This window comes from Chitinophaga deserti, from assembly GCF_003149455.1.
Classification (GTDB): domain Bacteria; phylum Bacteroidota; class Bacteroidia; order Chitinophagales; family Chitinophagaceae; genus Chitinophaga; species Chitinophaga deserti.
Genome location: NZ_QFFK01000015.1, coordinates 61,199 through 80,934, shown reverse-complemented (window position 1 = coordinate 80,934; position 19,736 = coordinate 61,199). Strand labels below are relative to the sequence as shown.

At 51.4% G+C, this 19,736-nt stretch carries 17 protein-coding genes; 9 read left to right on the top strand and 8 right to left on the bottom strand.

Translation table 11 applies throughout. The annotated features are described in order from the left end of the window. Nucleotides 1-17 precede the first annotated feature (17 nt). A complete protein-coding gene (locus DEV76_RS24780; RefSeq protein ID WP_109700651.1) occupies nt 18-731 on the top strand; it encodes a 2OG-Fe(II) oxygenase in 714 nt (237 codons plus the stop codon). A gap of 9 nt (nt 732-740) precedes the next feature. Here DEV76_RS24780 and DEV76_RS24775 read toward each other — a convergent pair whose 3' ends face one another. Both DEV76_RS24775 and rpiA read right to left on the bottom strand, forming a co-directional pair. Then, nucleotides 741-1,643: a DNA-3-methyladenine glycosylase family protein gene (locus tag DEV76_RS24775; RefSeq protein WP_109700650.1), complete on the bottom strand. Its 903-nt coding sequence runs from the start codon at nt 1,641-1,643 to the stop codon at nt 741-743. A 27-nt stretch (nt 1,644-1,670) separates the two neighbouring features. Then, a complete protein-coding gene (gene rpiA / locus DEV76_RS24770; RefSeq protein ID WP_109700649.1) occupies nt 1,671-2,342 on the bottom strand; it encodes a ribose-5-phosphate isomerase RpiA in 672 nt (223 codons plus the stop codon). A 77-nt stretch (nt 2,343-2,419) separates the two neighbouring features. Between rpiA and DEV76_RS24765 the strand changes: the two genes are divergently transcribed. Continuing rightward, a complete protein-coding gene (locus tag DEV76_RS24765; protein WP_109700648.1) occupies nt 2,420-3,226 on the top strand; it encodes a nuclear transport factor 2 family protein in 807 nt (268 codons plus the stop codon). Between the two features lie 8 nt (nt 3,227-3,234). On the opposite strand, the gene DEV76_RS24760 is transcribed toward DEV76_RS24765, so the two are convergent. Next, on the bottom strand, nt 3,235-3,594 hold the full coding sequence (locus DEV76_RS24760) for a SnoaL-like domain-containing protein (protein ID WP_109700647.1): 360 nt from the start codon (nt 3,592-3,594) through the stop codon (nt 3,235-3,237). A gap of 213 nt (nt 3,595-3,807) precedes the next feature. On the opposite strand from DEV76_RS24760, the gene DEV76_RS24755 reads away from it, so the two are divergent. Together DEV76_RS24755 and DEV76_RS24750 are read left to right on the top strand one after the other, a co-directional pair. Beyond that, nucleotides 3,808-4,929, top strand: coding sequence for a sensor histidine kinase (locus DEV76_RS24755; protein ID WP_109700646.1), 1,122 nt, complete (start codon nt 3,808-3,810; stop codon nt 4,927-4,929). Then, the gene (locus DEV76_RS24750; RefSeq protein WP_109700645.1) at nt 4,898-5,623 is read left to right on the top strand and encodes a LytR/AlgR family response regulator transcription factor; all 726 of its coding nucleotides are present in this window, start codon (nt 4,898-4,900) and stop codon (nt 5,621-5,623) included. Before DEV76_RS24755 ends, DEV76_RS24750 begins: the two co-directional genes overlap by 32 nt. Nucleotides 5,624-5,844: 221 nt before the next feature. Here the strand turns inward: DEV76_RS24750 and DEV76_RS24745 are convergent, their stop codons facing one another. Beyond that, the gene (locus DEV76_RS24745) at nt 5,845-6,699 is read right to left on the bottom strand and encodes a tetratricopeptide repeat protein (protein WP_157963099.1); all 855 of its coding nucleotides are present in this window, start codon (nt 6,697-6,699) and stop codon (nt 5,845-5,847) included. A gap of 99 nt (nt 6,700-6,798) precedes the next feature. Here DEV76_RS24745 and DEV76_RS24740 point away from each other — a divergent pair, with 99 nt between their 5' ends. From DEV76_RS24740 to DEV76_RS24720, 5 genes are all read left to right on the top strand, one after another. Then, nucleotides 6,799-8,106 carry a sensor histidine kinase gene (locus tag DEV76_RS24740; RefSeq protein WP_109700643.1) on the top strand — a complete coding sequence of 436 codons (1,308 nt, stop codon included), beginning with the start codon at nt 6,799-6,801 and terminating at the stop codon, nt 8,104-8,106. Between the two features lie 64 nt (nt 8,107-8,170). Continuing rightward, nucleotides 8,171-8,605 (top strand): carbohydrate-binding protein, encoded by a 435-nt coding sequence (locus tag DEV76_RS24735; RefSeq protein ID WP_109700642.1) that lies wholly within the window; start codon nt 8,171-8,173, stop codon nt 8,603-8,605. A gap of 67 nt (nt 8,606-8,672) precedes the next feature. Continuing rightward, nucleotides 8,673-9,674 (top strand): glycoside hydrolase family 43 protein, encoded by a 1,002-nt coding sequence (locus DEV76_RS24730; protein ID WP_109700641.1) that lies wholly within the window; start codon nt 8,673-8,675, stop codon nt 9,672-9,674. 151 nt (nt 9,675-9,825) lie between these two features. After that, complete coding sequence (locus DEV76_RS24725; RefSeq protein ID WP_109700640.1) at nt 9,826-10,647, top strand: universal stress protein; 822 nt, start codon at nt 9,826-9,828, stop codon at nt 10,645-10,647. A 2-nt stretch (nt 10,648-10,649) separates the two neighbouring features. Next, nucleotides 10,650-10,973: a hypothetical protein gene (locus DEV76_RS24720; RefSeq protein WP_157963098.1), complete on the top strand. Its 324-nt coding sequence runs from the start codon at nt 10,650-10,652 to the stop codon at nt 10,971-10,973. On the opposite strand, the gene DEV76_RS24715 is transcribed toward DEV76_RS24720, so the two are convergent. From DEV76_RS24715 to DEV76_RS24700, 4 genes are all read right to left on the bottom strand, one after another. Beyond that, nucleotides 10,966-12,024 carry a response regulator gene (locus DEV76_RS24715; RefSeq protein ID WP_109700638.1) on the bottom strand — a complete coding sequence of 353 codons (1,059 nt, stop codon included), beginning with the start codon at nt 12,022-12,024 and terminating at the stop codon, nt 10,966-10,968. The two genes, DEV76_RS24720 and DEV76_RS24715, sit on opposite strands and share 8 nt — an antisense overlap. Next, nucleotides 12,021-13,238, bottom strand: coding sequence for a PAS domain-containing sensor histidine kinase (locus tag DEV76_RS24710; protein ID WP_109700637.1), 1,218 nt, complete (start codon nt 13,236-13,238; stop codon nt 12,021-12,023). The genes DEV76_RS24715 and DEV76_RS24710 overlap by 4 nt, the downstream gene beginning before the upstream one ends. A gap of 64 nt (nt 13,239-13,302) precedes the next feature. Beyond that, complete coding sequence (locus tag DEV76_RS24705) at nt 13,303-16,902, bottom strand: PAS domain S-box protein (protein WP_109700636.1); 3,600 nt, start codon at nt 16,900-16,902, stop codon at nt 13,303-13,305. Between the two features lie 228 nt (nt 16,903-17,130). After that, a complete protein-coding gene (locus DEV76_RS24700; RefSeq protein ID WP_109700635.1) occupies nt 17,131-19,734 on the bottom strand; it encodes a S8 family serine peptidase in 2,604 nt (867 codons plus the stop codon). Nucleotides 19,735-19,736: the final 2 nt, after the last annotated feature.

Genomic DNA, 19,736 nt, shown 5'->3' with positions numbered 1-19,736 from the left:
TTCTTCAAACCACATACATGCATCCAACCGCAAAAGCCCTCTATGAGAGGGACTGGCACCCTGTTGCCCGGCAATTGCAGGATAACGGATATGTTATTATTCCGAAAGCGATTCCTTACAACGATTGCCACGAGCTGGCAGGCGCCTACCACGATCCTGCACATTACCGCAAAACCATTACCATGGCGCGTTATCGCTTTGGCCTTGGTGAATACAAATACTTCAGTTACCCTCTCCCCGATCTGCTGCAAAGCTTACGCGAAACGCTGTATGCACGTATTGCACCAGTCGCGAATAAATGGATGGAGCAGATGGAAATCGATATCCGGTATCCGGAAACGCATGCCGGATTTCAGGAGCGCTGCGCTGCCAACGGGCAGGACCTTCCCGCCGTACTCATCCTGCAATACGGAGCCGGAGGATTTAATACTCTGCATCAGGATATTTATGGGGATGTGTACTTCCCTATTCAGGCCGTTCTTTTCCTCGATGAAGCCGGAAAGGATTATACAGGCGGGGAATTCGTATTAACAGAACAGGTGCCCCGCGCGCAATCGAGAGCCATCGTACTGCAACCCGCGAAGGGAGACATTCTGCTGTTCACCACCCAATTCAGGCCGGCGAAAGGCAGCCGTGGTTTTTACAGGGCCCATATGAAGCATGGAGTAAGCACCGTGCATTCAGGCCACCGGCATACGCTGGGGATTATATTTCATGATGCATCAACCTGATGCCACGCATTATACTTTCACCGCCAGGCTTCTCCACAGGTACACCACCAGGTAACTTTCCCAGCCTTTAAAACGGCGGTATAGTTTTTCCATGGAATCGTTATCGGATTTGTCTTTGATAAGGCCGTGGGCCAGCAGCGCATTCAGTAAGCCTGCATCTCCATGGGGGATGCAGGTTTCATCGCGCAGGCTTTTCATGAGCGCGTAATTGGCAGACCAGATGCCGATGCCGCGCAGGTCGGTTAAAGCTTTTCGGCGGGCTTCCAATGCGGGTAATGCAAGTAGTGAAGCTTTGCTGATAGCGCCCGATGCAAATTGTTGCGCCACACCGATGAGGTATTCTGTTTTTCTTCCGGTGAACTGCATGGCGCGAAGTTCTGCGGGATCTGCATTTGCAATAGCGGAAGGTTGCGGGAAGATATGATAGGTATTGCCGCCGGAGGTGTATTTTTCGCCCCAGCGTTCTACCAGTCTGCGTTTCAGGCGGTAGGCAAATGTAAGGTTGATTTGCTGGCCGATGATGCTCCAGGCAAGGGCTTCAAACAGGTCGGGAATGCCGATGAGGCGAAGTCCGCTGTATGCGGCGGGCATGTATGCCAGCGCTTTTACTTTTGTGAGCTTATCGTAGAAAGGCAGCAGATCCTGCTGCGGGGCAAGCCAGTCTGCCACATAATCCTGCAGCGCTGCTGCGGTGGCGGTATCTGAATTCCCTTCGAGGATTATCGCTTCTATACCGGCAGGATGCTTCCGTAAATCGGCCAGCACGGGGCCGGCAGGCAGGGGTATCAGTTTCCGGACGGTATCGGGGAGTATGGTATGGAGGCATTCATCGTATCCCCTGTCGAGGAACCAATGGCATTCTTCAAAACTAAAAGGCCCGGCGGCGGGAATGATGACGGAGCGTGATGGCATCCTGCAAAATTATGACAGCCGGAGCAATCAGCTACCCGAAACTTGCGGAAAGCGTTTTACCACGCCATTGTCTCCCATCAGCACCAGCGAGGCAATACCGGAAAAGATACCGTGTTCCACCACTCCGGTTATGCCTTTAATGCGGGCACCCAGTATGCCGGGTTCTGCTATCAGCCCGAAATCCGCATCTACAATAAGATTCCCTTCATCCGTCACTGTTCCGGGCCGCACACTGCTGGATGCCCCAAGGCCCGCCAGCCGCTCCTGCACATACCGTGCGGCAAACGGGATCACTTCCACCGGCACCCTGAATTTCCCCAGCCGGGAAACCAGCTTGGTGGCATCTGCGATAATCACCACCTGACCAGACCGGACGGCTACTATTTTCTCATGCAGCAGCGCACCGCCACCGCCTTTGATAAGATCAAGTGAAGTGGTGAACTCATCGGCACCATCAATGGTAATGTCGATATGTGGAACGCGGTTGATATCTGCCAGCGGAATGCCCAGCGATGTGGCCAGTTCGGCAGTTTGCAGGGAAGTGGGAACACCCTGTATTTTTAACTGGCGGCGTGCAATGGCACGGATGGCCCTTGCTGCGGTGGAGCCGGTTCCGAGGCCCACGATCATTCCATCATGGAGGAGGTCTGCAGCAGCTTCTGCAGCAAGCAGTTTATCGTTATCCTGTTGGGAAGTCATCCCGGAATTTACGGCATTTCCGGATTTTGCACAGCATTTCGTAGATTGCTGTTAGTTACAACACTATCCCAAAATCTATGTATCGAGCACTTAACCTGACCTGCCTGCCGCTGGCCGCCGCATTGGCCGCCACCGCCCAAAGTGCCGCGCCCGTGATACGGGCCGAGCGCAGTTTTGCCACACATGCCGCCACCCATGGTGTGCGCTCCGCTTTCCTGACGTATACTGACAGTACGGCCATTTCTATGGAAAACGGGCAATATCTTAATGCCCTTGCGCAATGGCACCAGCGGCCCGACAGTAAAATCAACCTGCAATGGGCGCCTCAGTTCGCAGCTGCCTCGGCGGACAGTGCCAGCGGATTTACCACAGGGCCCTACTATATGCGCCACCCCGATGCGGACACATTACTGAGTGCCGGACAGTACACTACCTTCTGGAAAAAGAATAGTGACGGGGCCTGGAAGTACCTCATCGATTTCGGTATTCAGTACCCTAAGAAGCAGTATACGGCGCCGGAAGCGGAACCGGTTACCGTATCCGTAACACCCGATCCCCAGGCTAATGCCATGGCGGTGGAAGAAGCATTTCTGCAACGGTATAAAAATGAAGGCATTGCAGCCTATGGAGCTTTTCTCCACAGCATGTCGTGGCTCAATCTGAACCGATATAAGCCTGTGGGAGGAGCAGACCGGTTCCGTGAACTTATCAGCAGGATGCCGGCGGCCCCGCAATTTGAACCTGCCGGGTCCGGATTATCGGGCGGTAAGGATCTTGCTTATGTGTATGGCAACCTGGTGTACGAGGGCCGCAGGGCGCATTATTTCCGCATCTGGGGGCATACGCCCGATGGTTGGAAGATACTGGTGCAGGTAATGCAGTGATAAGTACCTTACATAAAGAACTGTTCTGAAATGATTTTCCCCTCTTTCACCTGGTAAACGCACAGTTCTTCCCAGGTAGCACGGGGCTTTCCTTTCATGGTAACGTCCATAGCTAAAACAAGGGCGATGATGTTCCCGGTAATGGTAGTATCACGGATATCAATACCATGTACTGTTTCAACCATACTATTGAACTGTTCTCCTTTCTGAAGGATTTTGTCTTTGCCGCGGGTTTCCTTCTCGAATCCTCCCGAAGCTTCGGGCTCTATGCTTACGGAATCAGCAGCATAAAGATCTTCCACGGCTGTACGGAAATCACCCTGGCGGCAGAGCGTTTCGAGGCGGTGAGCAATTTGGGCGGTAGTCATAACTTAAAGTTTATGATTACCCATCAAACAGGATGCCTGACAAACGGCCGTATTTCGCCGGCCTCATCCGCCGTTTCGCACATCAGAAGCTGCACTTCAACCGTCAATTCCGCCAGATGCCGGCCAGTAGCGGGTTTTGAAAAACAACCGGAAAGGCCCGGCCACAGGGAATCAATGCTGAATTTGGCGTAACTTCCGGCCAACTTGGACTATATGAGCAAGTCTTTTATGGGTAAAATAGCAGCAGCATTTAAAAAGAGAGCCTTCAGTAATATTACCTGGGGGGAGTTAACCGGCTATTGCCTGCTGTTTATGTTGCAGGATTTCGTCCTTTACATGCCCGAACTGGTTGTAGGCCGTATTAATGCCTCATACCTGCAGATGATCTGGTGGGATGCCGTAATTCTCCTTATTGTAAGTGTGCCGGCTTGGTACCTTGTTTTCAGGAAGTATAAAGATCGTCCGCTCCGGTTCCGCTTCCGCCTGCATCTGTTCATTATACCGCTGTTCTGGCTTACCTGGTTCGGCGGAACACAGATCTTCCATTACCTGTCTAACCGCCCGTTCATGGCCCCGCTGGAAATGCTGCGGTCGGTATTCCCGGTGATTGTTTATTACCTGCAGTGCTTCAGCCTCCTGCATGTGTATAATTTCTTCCTCGAAAGGGAGGCACAGCTGAAGAAAGAAAAGGAACTGGCCGATGCCGCCCACCGCAGTGAGATCAATGCCCTTAAGGCACAGATACAGCCGCACTTTTTATTCAACACACTTAACTCCATCAGCGCCAGCGTGCCCATTGAGCAGGAGCCTACCCGTGAGCTGATAGCCCGGCTGGCCGATACTTTCCGGTATTCCCTTTACTGCACCGAGCATGAATGGGTGCCCCTGAAAGAAGAAATCCGGTACATCCGAACCATGCTGGAACTGGAGCACAGCCGTTTCAGGGAGCGGCTGGAATTCAATATCAGCCCCTTAAACGGTTCGGAAAACATCATGATCCCTGCCATGCTGCTGCAACCTGTAGTGGAAAACGCCATACGCCACGGAATTGCCCCCAGCATACACGGTGGTAAAATCAATATCGACATTGCGCAGGAGGCGGATAAACTGCGGATCGAGGTCAGCGATACCGGCGTAGGGTATAGCGGGGAGCTGACAGATCTTGAAAGAAGTCCGGGAGTAGGATTACGTAACATCCGCCAGCGGCTGGAACTGCTTTTCTCCGAAACCATGCACATATACCGTAACCAGCCATCCGGCCTCCGGTTTAAATTTTATACACATACCAATTTGTACAACAGCCATGAGCCGAAAGTCAGCCCTGATCATAGATGATGAAGAAGCATCCCGCTTCCTGATCCGTCAATACCTGGCGGATTTCCCAGAAATAACCATTGCCGGAGAATGCCGGAACGGACTGGAGGCAGTGCGCGACATCAATGCCATGCTTCCGGACCTCGTGTTCCTCGACATTCAGATGCCGGCACTGAACGGGTTCAGGGTATTGGAAGAAATCACCCATATCCCGCTGATTATATTCACTACCGCCTATGATCAGTTTGCACTGCAGGCGTTTGAGATGAATGCGCTCGATTACCTGCTGAAGCCTTATACGAGAGAGCGCTTCAGCAAAGCCATGGAGCGGGTACAACGCAGCGGGCATACACAAAACCTCCATTTCCTGGCAGATGCGCAAACCATTAATTACCCCAAGCGCATACTGGTGGAAAAAGGGAACCGGCTTAAAAGCATAGCTGCAGATGAAATAATATATCTGAAAGCGGAGAAAGACTATACCCAGATCCATACCCACGATGCCTCCTACCTCAGCTCACAGGGCATCGGCACCATGGAAAAGCGCCTGGATCCGGAGAAGTTCATACGCATCCACCGCTCCCACATCGTCAATATCCTGCATATCCGGGAAGTATACCGGGATATCAGCAAAATGTTCCTTGTCATGGAAAACGGTACCGAACTGAGCATCGGACGCAACTATACCGACAATCTTAAAAAACTGATCTACTAAGGAAAACTTTTCGTCGACGCACCGGGCAATTCATCACCCCTGTTCTGCAGTTTATCGACAGGCCAGCAACGGATGCTGCAATGGTATTACCTTCCGGCAAAAGAATCACCATGCACATCTTACGCTTCTGGCTCCGCAGGCTGTACGCCTTCTTTGGCAGGGAGCCCCGCAGCCGGTTCCAGGCCGCCCGGAACCGCATCAGAATCTAAATAAGAGAATTTCTATTCCGCAGAACGGCAATAAGCTTTCAGACTGTCTTCCGCATAGTCTGCCCCCAGATCACGGGCTTTCGTCCAGTCGCGGCAGGCGCCTTCCTGGTCGCCCAGCCTTTGCTTTGTATTGCCACGGTTAAAATAAACCGCCGGATTCAGTGCATCCAGCAGTATTGCCTGGTTATAATCTTCCAGCGCACCGGCATAATCTCCTGCTTCGTCTTTATTAACTGCCCTGTTTATAAAAGCTTCCTTGAATTCGGGGGATAAACGGAGGGCTTCATCGTAATCTTCCCGGGCTTTGGCATTCAGTAAGAGGTCGTCTTTGGCGATGGCGCGGGAGTACCATGCATTGGCATTTTCAGGGAAGATGCGGATGGCTGAAGTAAATTGAATGGCACAATCGCTGTAATTGCGTTTGGCATAAGATGCGAGGCCTTTATCGAAGATTTCCGCCAGCCTTCCGGGGGATTCGTCGGGGAATTCAAATTCTTCCGGAGGCGGAGGGGCAGAATATCCGTCCATCCTGCAATCATGCTCAAATCCCTTCAGACACATATCCATCACCCAGCAGAGCAGGTTTTCTTCACTCAGGGGGATGGCGGCAGTAATGGCTCCCAGCTCAATGATGCCTCCACCAGACGCACGGGTGCCGGCCACCTTCATTTCATATACATCTTTAAGGAAATAACCCAGGGTTTCCAGCTTCGTCCGGTCGTCAGACACGAAGTAGACCTCTAATTCCACGAGGGCAAACTCCTTCCAGCCGGTTTCGGTTAAACGGCGGTACATGTCGGCCGCCAGCACAATTTCCTGGGGCATACGCTGAAAAAACTGATCTCGGGAATAGAACCTGGCAGCCATACAATCGGGTTTTAAGGGGCAAAAATAAGGATTTCGGCCGTAAAGGGATGGCATTCAGGCCCTACCGGGAATGATGCGGAGGTTTTTTATCTTTGCACCATGCCATTTTCCGAAATATCGGCCAAAACACTATTTTTCCGCATACTTGACATCGGCATTACTCCTGAAATGCCATTCATAGAGGCCCGCAGAACGCGGCTCCTCAACCTCCTGGCTATCCCCTGGATACCGGGTCTTATTTTCTTCGCCATAACCAACGCCGTACAGGAACGGTACCTGCTTTCTTTCCTCAACTGCCTCAATGTGGCATGCAGCGTGGGCACCCTTATGCTCACCTGGAAGCAGCGTTACCTCAGCGCCAGGCTCTTCATCATCATATCCGGTATAATCATTTACACGGTTACCGCCGTCATTTACCGGAACGGAGCCGAATATTTCCTCCTGAACATCCTCATTGTCACCGTACTGGTATATGACAATAAGTGGCTCATTCTTACCCTGTCTACCATCATGATCCTGGCCTTTCTGGCCGTACGGTTCGAATGGTTCGACTTCATCCCTGCCCACCCGGTCCCGCCCCAGCGGATCATCGCCAATGTAACATGGGGCCTTGCTTTCATTATTATGGCCCTCTCCTATTTCAAAAGGGTGCACGACGATTATGAGCATGAAAAGGAGACACAGCGCCAGGCACTGGTAGCCCTGAACCGCGACAAGGAAAAGCTGTTCAGCATCATAGCCCACGACATCCGCGGGCCGCTGGCCACCCTTGAAATGCTGCTGGATATGTTCCGGAAAGGCGAATATCCGGAAGAAGAAATGAAAGACGCGGCTGACGAGCTGTACCAGAAAGTAAACCGCCTTGCCGGCACCATGGATAATATGCTGCGCTGGAGCATGGGCCAGATGAAAGGCATCCGTGTACAGCCTGTGCATGCCTCGCTGGCCTCACTCAACGAGGAAATCCTCATCCTTTTTGAAAATGCCATCCGGGAAAAAGAAATACTCCTACACGTGGAGGTTCCGGCAGATTGCTGGGTTTATGCCGACCGTGACCAGGTTTCCGTTATCCTTCGGAACCTCATCAGTAATGCCGTTAAATTCAGTTATCCCGGCGGAGAAATCCGCATATCTGCCGTAACGGTGGAAGGACAGGTAAGTTTCAGGGTACAGGATAACGGTACCGGTATTGTTACCGAAAAAATACCGCAGCTCTTCAGCTTCAAATCATCTCCCGGATACGGCACCAAAGGCGAACGCGGTAGCGGCCTGGGGTTACTGCTCTGCCAGGAATTCACCATTCAGAATAAAGGTCAGCTGCATGTTCAAAGCATACCAGGACAGGGCACACAGTTCACGCTCACTCTACCCGCCGGTAAACCTGTGCTGGCAAAAATTGATTCATAATATTATATTATAATATTTTGCCTTATTTTAGCGGTTAGAAAATACCAGAGATCGAACCATACCTATGAAACCACTTGCGATCCTCGTTACGGCGGCCCTGTTGTGCTGCTTGTCGATTGGGGCAAGCGGTCAGGGAGCAATGCGTACACCGGCATCGGACACAGTGAAGTATGTAATGAAATCCGGTACTTACCTCGGCTTCCGGCAGGTGAATCTTAGTATGGGAGAGATCGGGTTTGAATTAATGATCAGCAGTAACATCAAAGGGAAATCATCCCCCCGGCTGGAGTTCCGGATAGATCAGCCGAAAGGCAAACGCAGTAAAAAACTCGGCTCCATCAGGATCCCCGATACAGCAGATACCACTTACAAGATTAAATTAACCGGCCAGCTCAGGCACGCATTCGGCATACACGACCTGTTCCTGGTCGCCAAAGGCGATGGAGATTTCGAGATTTCGGGGTTCTCCTTTATTCACAACTACTTTGCGGAGAAATGATTAGCCAGCCGGCACTTTACAGCTACTTTTCAGTATAAGGCCCGATTGTTTTTTCTATATTTCCGGCATGAAGCGTTTACTTATCCTTTGCTGTGCCGCAATGGCTTTTTTCCCGGCTTCCGCCCAGCGGAAATCCAAAGCCAAAACCTCCGGCAACCCGCTCTTCCCGGGCTGGTACGCAGATCCCGAAGCCATCATTTACGGTAAGAAATACTGGATCTTCCCTACTTTTTCCGCACCGTATGAGCAACAGGTCTTCTTTGATGCCTTCTCCTCTTCCGACCTCATAAAATGGAAAAAACACCCGCGCATCCTGGATTCGTCCTCCATCAAATGGGCTAAACGCGCCATGTGGGCGCCCTCTGTGATCCACCATAAAGGGAAATACTGGCTGTTCTTCGGTGCCAATGATATTCAGAACGACAAAGAGTACGGCGGCATAGGCGTGGCAGTAGCCGATAAACCGGAAGGGCCCTACCGCGATCATCTCGGGAAACCCCTCATAGACCGTTTTCATAATGGAGCGCAACCCATCGACCAGTTTGTTTACCGCGACCACGACGGGCAGCATTATCTCATTTACGGCGGATGGCGGCACTGTAACATAGCACGGCTGAACGACGACTTTACCGGATTCCTACCTTTTGAGGATGGTACCGTATTCCGGGAGATAACCCCGGAAAAGTATGTGGAAGGACCGTTTATGTTCCGGAAAGACGGGAAGTACTACTTCATGTGGTCTGAAGGGGGCTGGACGGGTCCCGACTACAGCGTGGCCTATGCCATTGCAGATTCCCCCGTGGGACCATTCCGCCGTATCGGGACAATCCTTCAGCAGAACCCGGAGATTGCCCGGGGGGCAGGTCATCATTCTATTGTCCATGTACCTGGTACCGACCGCTGGTTTATCATATACCACCGGCGCCCGCTGGGGGAAAAGGGAGCCAATTCCCGCGAAACCTGCATCGAAAAGCTGGAATTTGATGAAAACGGGCATATTAAGCCGGTAATTATAACGAAAGAAGGAGTTCCGGCCACGAAAATACCGCCTGTTTCTTACGATAAATAAACTACTGTACCCGAACCTGCGCCCCCCGCTTTTTGTTGAGAAAGGCGGGGGGCGCGGCTTTTATGGAAGCCGCTGATTCCCCCGACCACGATCAACGCATTCGTTGACCATCATCATTCCTTCCTCACCCGGATTAACTCAACTTTATATCATGAAAAAGATCATTGTTGCCCTCGACGGCCTGAAACTCTCCCAATCCAGCGTACAAACTGCCGTGGCCCTCACCGCCCGCGAAAAGGCCCACCTGGTAGGGGTATTCCTGGACGATTTCACCCATAACAGCTTCTCCATAGCCACCGCCATGGAAACCAATGACCTGGAAGCAAGGATGGATAAAGACAAACAAATCCGGGACAATGCCGTAAAAGAATTCGAAAGCGCCTGCCAGGCGGCCGGGATCAATTTCACCGTCCGCCGCGATAAATCGTTCGCCCTCCCCGACCTGTTACGGGAAAGTATATACGCCGATCTGCTGATCATTAGTGCTGAAGAAACTTTTACCCGTTTTACTGAAGCACCACCTTCCCGGTTTGTACGTGACCTGCTGTCGGAAGTACAGTGCCCCGTCCTCATTGCCCCTCTGCAATGGCAGCCGCTGGAAAAAACAGTGATGCTGTACGACGGTGCGCCTTCTTCGGTATATGCCATTAAAATGTTCACCAGCATACTGCCGGAAACAAATAAACTACCCGCAACCGTTATTACCGTGCGTGGAGACGAGAACAGTCATGTTCCGGAAAATCAGCTGATGAAAGAATTCATGAAAAGGCACCACCCGAGCGCAGAGTACGCAGTGTTGCAAGGTGAAGCGGAACACGCTATCCTGGAGCACCTGCTGAAATCAGACAGCCGCACAATGGTGGTACTGGGTGCTTATCAGCGCACTACGGTAAGCCGTTGGTTCAAGGCAAGTATGGCAGATTTACTGATGAAATCCATCCCCTGCGCGTTATTCATTGCCCACAACAAGTAAAGATGAGCCGAGAGAAGAAATTTGAATTACTAAGGATGCTGGAGTTCCTGAAACAGGAAAACATCATGCTGAAACAACGGCTGATGGAGGCGTTGCGCATCAATGCGTCGCGCCAGTTCCTGGAACGGGCGGAAACACTCCAGCAACAGTTTCTGCAGAACGATCAGGCCCTCGCGCTCATGCACCACGATCTGGTAATGTTGTATCAGAGAAGCAGTGATGGTAAAATATACCTGCTGCAGCAAGATGGCCTGGAGTCTGATCTGGGCCGGATGAAAGAAGAGATTGAACATCTCCGCAAACAGTGCAGCGACCTCCCTAGTTGAGGAGGCGCGCCAGTTTCTTGCGGTCGTCGAGGATAATTTCGCCCTCCCGGATGCTGATGAGCTTTTCGTCACGGAAATCACCCAGCGTCCGGATGAGGGACTCCTTGGCAACGCCGGCTACGGCAGCCAGGTTATCGCGGCTGATATCGATGCTGAATTGCACGCTGTTAGCCGCGTTATACTTTTTATCGAGTGCCAGCAGCGCATCGGCCACTTTACGGCGGAGGGAATTATAAGCGATACCCAGCAACTGCTCTTCTTTTTCTGCCATGTTATTGGCCAGCATCTGGATTAAACGACGCTGTACGGCAGGGTTACTGTTCATCAGCGCTTCGAAATCCGCCTTTGGAATCATGGCTATTTCGGCATCTTCCATTGCTTCCGCACTATCCTGGTACAGCCCTCCGCTCAGCAGGGGCGTATACCCGAAGTAATCTCCTTCGTTGAATAATCCGGTGATCAGCTCCTTCCCGTTATCGTGGCGCTTGCTGGCTTTGATCTTCCCTTTGATGATATAGAAAAGATTGGTAGCATGCTTACCTTCTGAATATACCGATTGCTTCTTCTTAAACAATTGGGTATTCCGCTCATTCTTCAGCGCTTCCAGCTGATCACCGTTACCTGCGGCGGACAACAGTGCAGAAATACCTCCCGGCCCCTGCGCGATATCCTCTTTCAGCTTCGCTGATTTCTGCAAGCGTATCTCGATGGCCTGGAGCAATTCCATAGCATCGAAAGGTTTGGTGATGAAGTCATCCGCACCCATCTCCATGCCTTTGCGCATATCCGAACGTTCGGTACGTGCGGTAAGGAAAATGAAAGGTGTATGCTGCAGTACATTGCGCTTATGCAACATATGCAACACACCGTAGCCGTCCAGTACGGGCATGGAAATATCGCAAATGATGAGATCCGGCTGATGTTCAAAGGTCATCTGAACGCCTTGCATACCATCCGCAGCAGTGAGCACTTTATAGTTAGCCATCGTGAGGATCTCCGCGGTGTTTTCGCGGATGTCTGCATTGTCTTCAATCAGGAGAATCGTCGTCATGGTTGCGTCGGGATTTGAAAAGTCAATATAAATTCCGTGCCGTGGCCTACCTGGCTCCGGCATTGGATAGTACCATCCATCAGTTCGGTGTATTTGGCTACGATGTGCAGTCCGAGCCCCGTGCCCTGAATATCGGACACGTTGTTACCGCGGAAGAAGCGTTCAAACAGGTGTGCCTGGTCTTCCTCGCTGATGCCCAGCCCTTCGTCGCGGATGCGGATGGTGAGCTGCTGCCCCTCCCGTTCAGACGAAACGCTGATAGCACTGCCTTCGGGGGAGAATTTAATGGCGTTAGATAAGAGATTAAGAATGATGTGTTTTAACAATGCAGGATCCATCATGGCTTCTGCCAAACCATTATGCTGATAATGGATGCGCTGGTTCTTTTTGTTTAGTTCGAACAGCTCCTGCACAGTAGAGCTGATAATGGTTTCCACATTAATGGTAGCCGGGCGTACATGGATGCGCCCTTCCTCGATTTTACCAACACTGAGGAAATCATTGAGGATATCCGTCAGCAGATTAACGGAAGAAACGATACGCTGAATATGTTTTTCACGCTGGGGCTGCTCTTCGGCTGCAGTGTAGCGGGAAATGAGGTAGGAAGAAGAAAGGACGGTGCTGAGCGGGGTACGGAATTCGTGGGAAGCCATGGATACGAAGCGGCTTTTCAATTCATTCAGGTCTTTCTCTTTCTGTAAAGCCTTCCGCAATTCCTCATCTTTCTGTTTGATTTCCTGCATCTGGACCTCCTGCTGCTTCACAAGCCTGGAGAGTGATGCGGTACGGTCGGCTACTTTCTGCTCCAGTTCGGCATTGAGTTCTCGCAATGCATCTTCCGATTGTTTACGCAGGGAAATATCGTTAACGAATGCTACCACAAACCGCCCGGCAGGGGTTTCATAATTACCGAGACTGATTTCAACAGGAAACTCACTACCGTCTTTTCTTCTGGCGTACAGATCCATTCCCATACCCATAGGGCGGTTGTGGGGATGGTGATTGAAGCGGTCGCGATGCCCTTCATGCCGGTGAGCATACCTGTCTGGAATGAGCAATTCCACCTTATTACCAGCAAGCTCTTCGGCAGTATATCCGAATTGCCGCAGCAGGAAAGGATTTGCCAGCATAATGTTCCCTCCGGTGTCGGTCACCAGGATTCCCAGTGTGGCAAAGTTGAAAAGTACGTCGAATCCGAAAACTGCGTTGTTCATTTCGATGGCTGTTGTATCGTGAATAGCGCAGCGAATTTACAATTTAATTTCGGTAGCGTCCCCTTTACGCCTCCTTATCCAGTTCTTTCTGCAGTAATTCGCGCACAAGTGCCATTTCGGCTTTTGCTTCCTGCAGCAATGCCTGCAGCTGAGCGGGTTGAAATTCAGTAAGGGTATCAAAAACGCGTGACAGGCGGGATAATTCGCCCATACCTACGCTGGCGGTAGTACCATACATTTTATGCCCGATCGCTTTAATCCCTTTCAGATTCCCTTCCACAATGTGCTGCTCCAGCGCTTCGAGGGACTTTTCCAGTTCCTCCCTCGTCAGCAGCAGTATTTCTTTTGCGATGGTATCTTCTCCAAGGTACATTTTCAGTACACTGGCATCGAAGTGCTTTTCCGGGGCATCTTCACCTCCGGTATGGGTTTTAGTACCTTCCGCCAGCGGGAGGTTTTCGGGCAGCCATTTACGGAATATGGCGGCAAGGGTTTCCTCTACAATCGGTTTGGACAGGAAATCATCCATACCTGCGGAAAGACTTTTCTCCCTCTCGCCGCTGATGTTTCCAGCAGTGAGCGCGATGATGGGAACACGGGAATTGATTTCCATACCACGTATCTTGTAAGTAGCTTCGTAACCGTTCATTTCAGGTATCTGAATATCCATCAGGATAAGATCCGGGCGTACTTCTTTACAGATCCGCACGGCATCCAGCCCGTTTCCGGCTTCAATAATAACTGACTCGGGCATCAGTTTATGAATGATGGTTTTGGTAAGCAACATATTCACGGTGTTATCTTCCACCACCAGTATGGTAGCCCTCCGTTCCAGCAGCGGAGCCGATTTCTGTCCATCGCTTTCCGTATTGTTTCCGCTCTGATCAGACGCGTCCGAATATTCTACCGGCAGGGTTACATAGAAATAGAAGATACTTCCGGAACCGGGGTAGCTGATCAACTGTAATTTGCTGCCCATAAGGGCCAGTATCTTATTGGAAATAGCCAGTCCTATGCCTGTGCCACCGTATTTTTTGGTGGTAGAGGCATCTTCCTGTGCAAAAGCCTCGAATATACGCTCCTGCTTCTCGGGTTTGATGCCTATGCCGGTATCCCGTACTTCAAACTTGAATGTAGTATCGCCATTCCGCGCCTCAGCGATGGAAGTGATGCGGAGTTCTACTGCACCCTTCTCGGTGAATTTTACTGCGTTACCCAAAAGGTTTACAAGCACCTGTTTCAGGCGCAACGCATCTGCATGAATAAATGCGGGGAGATGTGGCGGAATTTGCAGGAGGATCTCGAGTCCTTTCTGATGACCCTGGAAAGTGATGATATCCATCGCTTCCTGGCCCAGTGTGAAAAGGTTGACTTTTTCGATATGCAGTTCCAGCTTGCCGGCTTCGATCTTTGACAGGTCGAGAATATCGTTGATAATGCTTAGCAGAACATTTGCGCTCTGGTGTACGATGCTGAGGTATTGCTGTTGCTGACCGTCCAGCTCAGTTTTCATGACGAGGTCAGTAAACCCGATGATACCATTGAGCGGTGTACGGATTTCGTGACTCATATTCGCCAGGAATTCCGATTTGGCACTGCTCACCTGTTCTGCCTGCTGTTTGGCAGCAATAAGTGCCTGCTCCATGCGCTTCCGTTTCGTAATATCGGTGGCGATGCCGAGGTAGCCCACCACCTGGTTACGGATATCACGGATCGAAGTCATTACGAGGGAAACGATACACCGTGACCCATCCTTCTTCACGTATATCCACTCCCGTTGCTCAGAGCCTTCGAGGTCGGTTTTATAAACGAAGGCTCTCATGGGAGATACATCCTCACCCGATTCTTCCGATAGTTCCCGCGCCCGAGCCTCTACTTCTTCAGGGTCATGGATAATACCAGTCATCACTTTACCGATCATTTCTTCGGAAGTATACCCCAGCAGCCGTTCGGCTCCACGATTGAACAGGGTTATCTGCCCGGATTTATTAGTGGCGATAATACTCACTTCCGAGGCCGACTGCAGTACTTCCTCCAGTAGTTTCCGGGAGCTGGAAATATCCAGTTCCGCTTTCTTTTTATCGTTAATATCCTGGTATGCACCGTACAGGCGTTTGCAGATACCGTTCTCGAAATCGGCATGCCCCTGAGTACGCACCCAGCGTTCTTCTCCCTGCCAGGTGATGATGAGCACTTCCAGGTCGAACGAGCGGCCCGAATGAATGGCGCGGTTAACGGCGCGGATCACTTTGTTCTGATGCTCACCTTTCTTGAAGAAGCCCAGTGCTGCCTGCAGATCCGGCTCAAAGCCGGGCGGTACACCGTGCAGCTCGCGGGTCATATCGGTCCAGAAAAGTTTGTTCTTCGTCATTTCCGCCACCCATGCACCAACACGGGCTACCTTGTTGGTTTGTTCCAGCATTTCTTTGGTACTGGCGAGGTCTTTCTCGAGCAGATAGCGTTCCGTAATGTCGATGGCGTTACCGATCACATAAGGCTCTTCATTCTGACCGCTTTCCAGCACATTGCTGAACATCCAGATTCGGCGGGTGCCGTTGCGGTGAACGGTCGACATTTGTCCTGCAGCCATGCCTTTATCCCTTATCTCTTCGAGGTAATACCTGAAATCAGGACGGTGATCCTCTGGCAGAAGGTCGCTCAGGTTCATCTTCGACATTTCACTCACCGTATAGCCAAGCAGATTAGCCCCGGCATAATTAACGGAGATGATATTTCCCCGCAGGTCGTGCGTACACATGAGGCCCTGGCTGTGTTCAAAGAAGGCGCTGAGCTTTTTCTGGCTTCGTTCCAGCAGTTCTTCCTTGATACGGTCGTCAGTAATGTCCCGGCCAATGGCGAAGATATCTCCCGAATCGGGATCAGGACTTGCGGCCCATTGAATAAGACGGTAAGCGCCCGTTTTAGTGCGGAAGCGGCGGGTAAAATTGACGGTATCTGTTCCTTTCCGGATATTCGACAGGTTTAACTTCGCAATCTCCACATCATCAGGATGGGCAAAAAATAACAGCGGGTTTGTCATGAGCTCCCGCTCGTCCCAGCCAAGCAGGCGGGTAAAGGCAGGGTTCACTTTCCGGTAGTAACCGGTAGGCTGCGCAATGCAGATTAAGTCTTTCGACAACTCAAACAGCTGTTCGAAATAATTCCTTTCGATATTCTTCCGCCTTTCCACGATAAGGGACACCACCATTTCGGCCAGCAGCTTCAGGGATTCCCTTTGTTCGTGGTTAAGATTTCCCGGCTTACGGTCAAGCACACACAGGGCACCCAGTGCAAAGCCTTCCCTGTCGATCAGGGGATAGCCCGCATAATAACGGATGTGTTCTTCACCGGAAACGCCGGGTAAGGTGGCAAAACGATCGTCTTTTGATGCGTCGTTCACTTCAAAAAGATCGGAATATGAGATGGTGTATTGGCAAATAGATTCGCTGCGTGGTGTTTCTTCGATTTCCAGCCCGGTTTTGGCTTTGATCCACTGGCGGTTTTCATCAATCAGCGTAACAAGGGAAATCGGCATGCCGCAAATCCGGGATGCAAGATCCGTCAGCTTTTGATACTCTTCTTCCCGGAATGTATCCAGAATGTTGTAGCTGCGCAGTGCACGCACACGGGCGGCTTCGTTATGAGGAACAGGCGGTTTTTTCATAGTTTGAAATCAGGACTCCTTCTGATTTTCACAGCACTAAAAATAGTACAAAAAAAACAAAAAAGCGCCGCAGAAGAATCTGCGGCGCTATAAACCATATCCTATGAAAAACACTAAAATTGCTTAAAACGTGATGCAAATATCCGCCCATTCACTGCAACAGCCACTGACGCCAGTCAGTTTTACTTATGATTTTGGTAAGCTGCGGCCGTAACAGCAGTGAACCGGTTACATCATCACCGCCTCTTTTAGCCATGCAGAGGCCCAGGGAGAGGCCAGCACTTTATCCCGGAAAGCGGGCTGGCCAATGGTGGCTTCCATTTCATCGGCATTGGTCAGATCGATACGGGAATAAATGTCATAGAACTGTGGGTCTGTCTGCATCAAATGGAGCAATTCTGCCGCCAGAGCTTCTGCAGTTGGCTTCGGTTCAGTACTCCGGAAGAGCTTCCGCCGTTTAAAGAACGACCCTACGATTTCCACTACCCCAAACCAGGTGCTTTCTGCCGAGGGAGCCGGGGTTAGTCCTGCAGGGCCCGCTACCGGTACCTGTAATGCATCCCATGCGCGGAGTATGCCATTTCCGTAATACTTCTTCCAGTCAGGGAATACACTGCCTTTTGCAGCACTGGTATACAGGGCATGGCGTACTGCTTCCACCTTCATCCACTTCTTCCCTTCCTCGTAATACCCTTTCTGTTCCATTTCTTCCCTGTGCCGGGCAATGTAGAGTGCCGCAGCTGCTGCGATCTGGGGCGTAGCGGAAGAGGTCCCTCCGCCGCTCCTCACGAACGGGTGGACGGACGAGGCCCAGGGTGTATTGGGAGTATAGGCAGCCAGTGCTTTCGTCATCCGGGATGCCGGCCCCCAGGAACCCTGCATATATTGGGTACTGATAGCCCTCTCCGACCCTTCACGCAGGAAATCCACATCGTAAGGCCTATGGTCATGCATAGCGCCGGTAGCAGCTATCACCCGCTCGAAAGCCGCCGGGTATAACACGCACTTCGGCAATAATGCTCCGGTTCCCTTGTACCAGCAGTTACTGGCAGCAGATACAATGACGATCCCGGCTTCATAAGCCCGGTTTACGGCTTTAGCCATACGCTGACTGGGCTTACCTGCCATCGACATGGAAATCACTTCACACCCCTGCTCTATTGCATAGTCAATCGCCTGTGCAAAAGTGCGGTCGTTCATGATCACTACCGACTCCGCGATCCTGCAGGGTATCACCGTGGCTACAGGTGCCCCGCCGATATATCCTTCATATTCCCCGAATGTTTGCTCCTTTGTTACTTTCCCTCCGGCCAGCAACACCATAGTTCCCAGTCCGTGACCGTCCTGTCCGGACTCCGGCTTATCCTGTGCCAGATTTGCATCTTCCTTACTAACGAAACTGCGCTGGCGCTGGAAGTCGAGGTTTTCAGGAAGCGCAGGGTGCCCGGCGATATAACCGGTATCGAGGTGAGCAATGCGAACATGTGCATTTGCCTGTGCCCGCACTTCTGCCGTGGCTTTTGCAAGCTGGGAATGGGTATCATCAAGATGCCAGCCAATGGCGGCCTGGCCCATAGATGGCGGCCATTCGCGGATGTAATCCGGGTTATTGGCATCCCCTTCGCGGGTAGCGCGTTTATCCTGTGCCGGCGATACGCTCAGCACCGGCTCCACTTCCGCCTCAATGCCTACCGCCAGCAAACTCTGACTGATAGCATGGGCTGCGCTCCAACTATGTTCATGCGGGGTTCCTTTCAGCTCCACCAGCATATAACCGGGTCCCTGTTCCAATACTTCCGCATCAGCTCCCGGGTTCACCTGAAAATCCGGTGATGTTTTGAATGTGAGAAGCAATTGTGCATTACGCTTTACTTTCACTTCATCCCACTCCTCTTCTTTCGTAAGATTACGCCCGGCTGTGGAAGGGCTCAGATCCGGCTTCCTGAAACCTGTCACCTTAGCTGCATCGGGAATATCTATCAAAAAAGGAAAGGCCGTATCGAAGGAAGGGATGATTGCACCGTATTCGAAGAAGTTTGCCCTGGGGTAATAATATCTTTCGCGGATGGCATCTATCAGCTCAGGCGCATTCTTTTTTCGGGAAGTTGCCTTTTTGAATAACTCAATGAAAGACTCGGTGAATACTCCATTCTTTTCTCCGTCGAATGTAGTCTGATCGTCCTGACAGGCAGCCATGAGTTTCACCGATGCCTTCACGTTAGCGACCTGTGCCTGGCGTTTGAATTTATTTTGCACCGGCGCATATATGCTGTCACCAAACCGCGACATAATTTCCTGTTCTGCTGCCAGCGGAATCTTACGGGAACGCAGCCCCCTTTTGGCTGCAGCCTTTTCCAGTCCGGCAGCGAGCAGATCACTTAGGTTATGGGAATCGGGCAAAGCGCGTGCGATGGTACCGGAATGACAGCTGTCGGAAACAATGAGAATGCGCGTACCCTCCCTGAACTGGCGGAAGGCTTCGAATAGTTCATCATCCAGCAGCTCCCGGTTGTAGAGGCACCAGGTTTGATCATTGCGCTCATTGTCGAGCCCGGCAACTTTTTCATTGGGGATCTGGCTACCGTGACCAGCATAGGTGAGCAACAGTATATCGCCCGGCAGCATTTTGCCGGCATAATCTTTCAGGGCAGTAAGCACCGCTTCGTCGGTAGCATCTTCATTATGAAGGTGAGCAGCAGCGTAGCCTGACTGTTGCGCAAACTGTTTCCAGTATTCTGCATCGCTGACGGCGGCGTTAAGTTCCGGAACGCCGGCATAATGTATTTTGTCAACCTTGTTCAACCCTATGTGCAGGGAATAACCTTTAGACATGT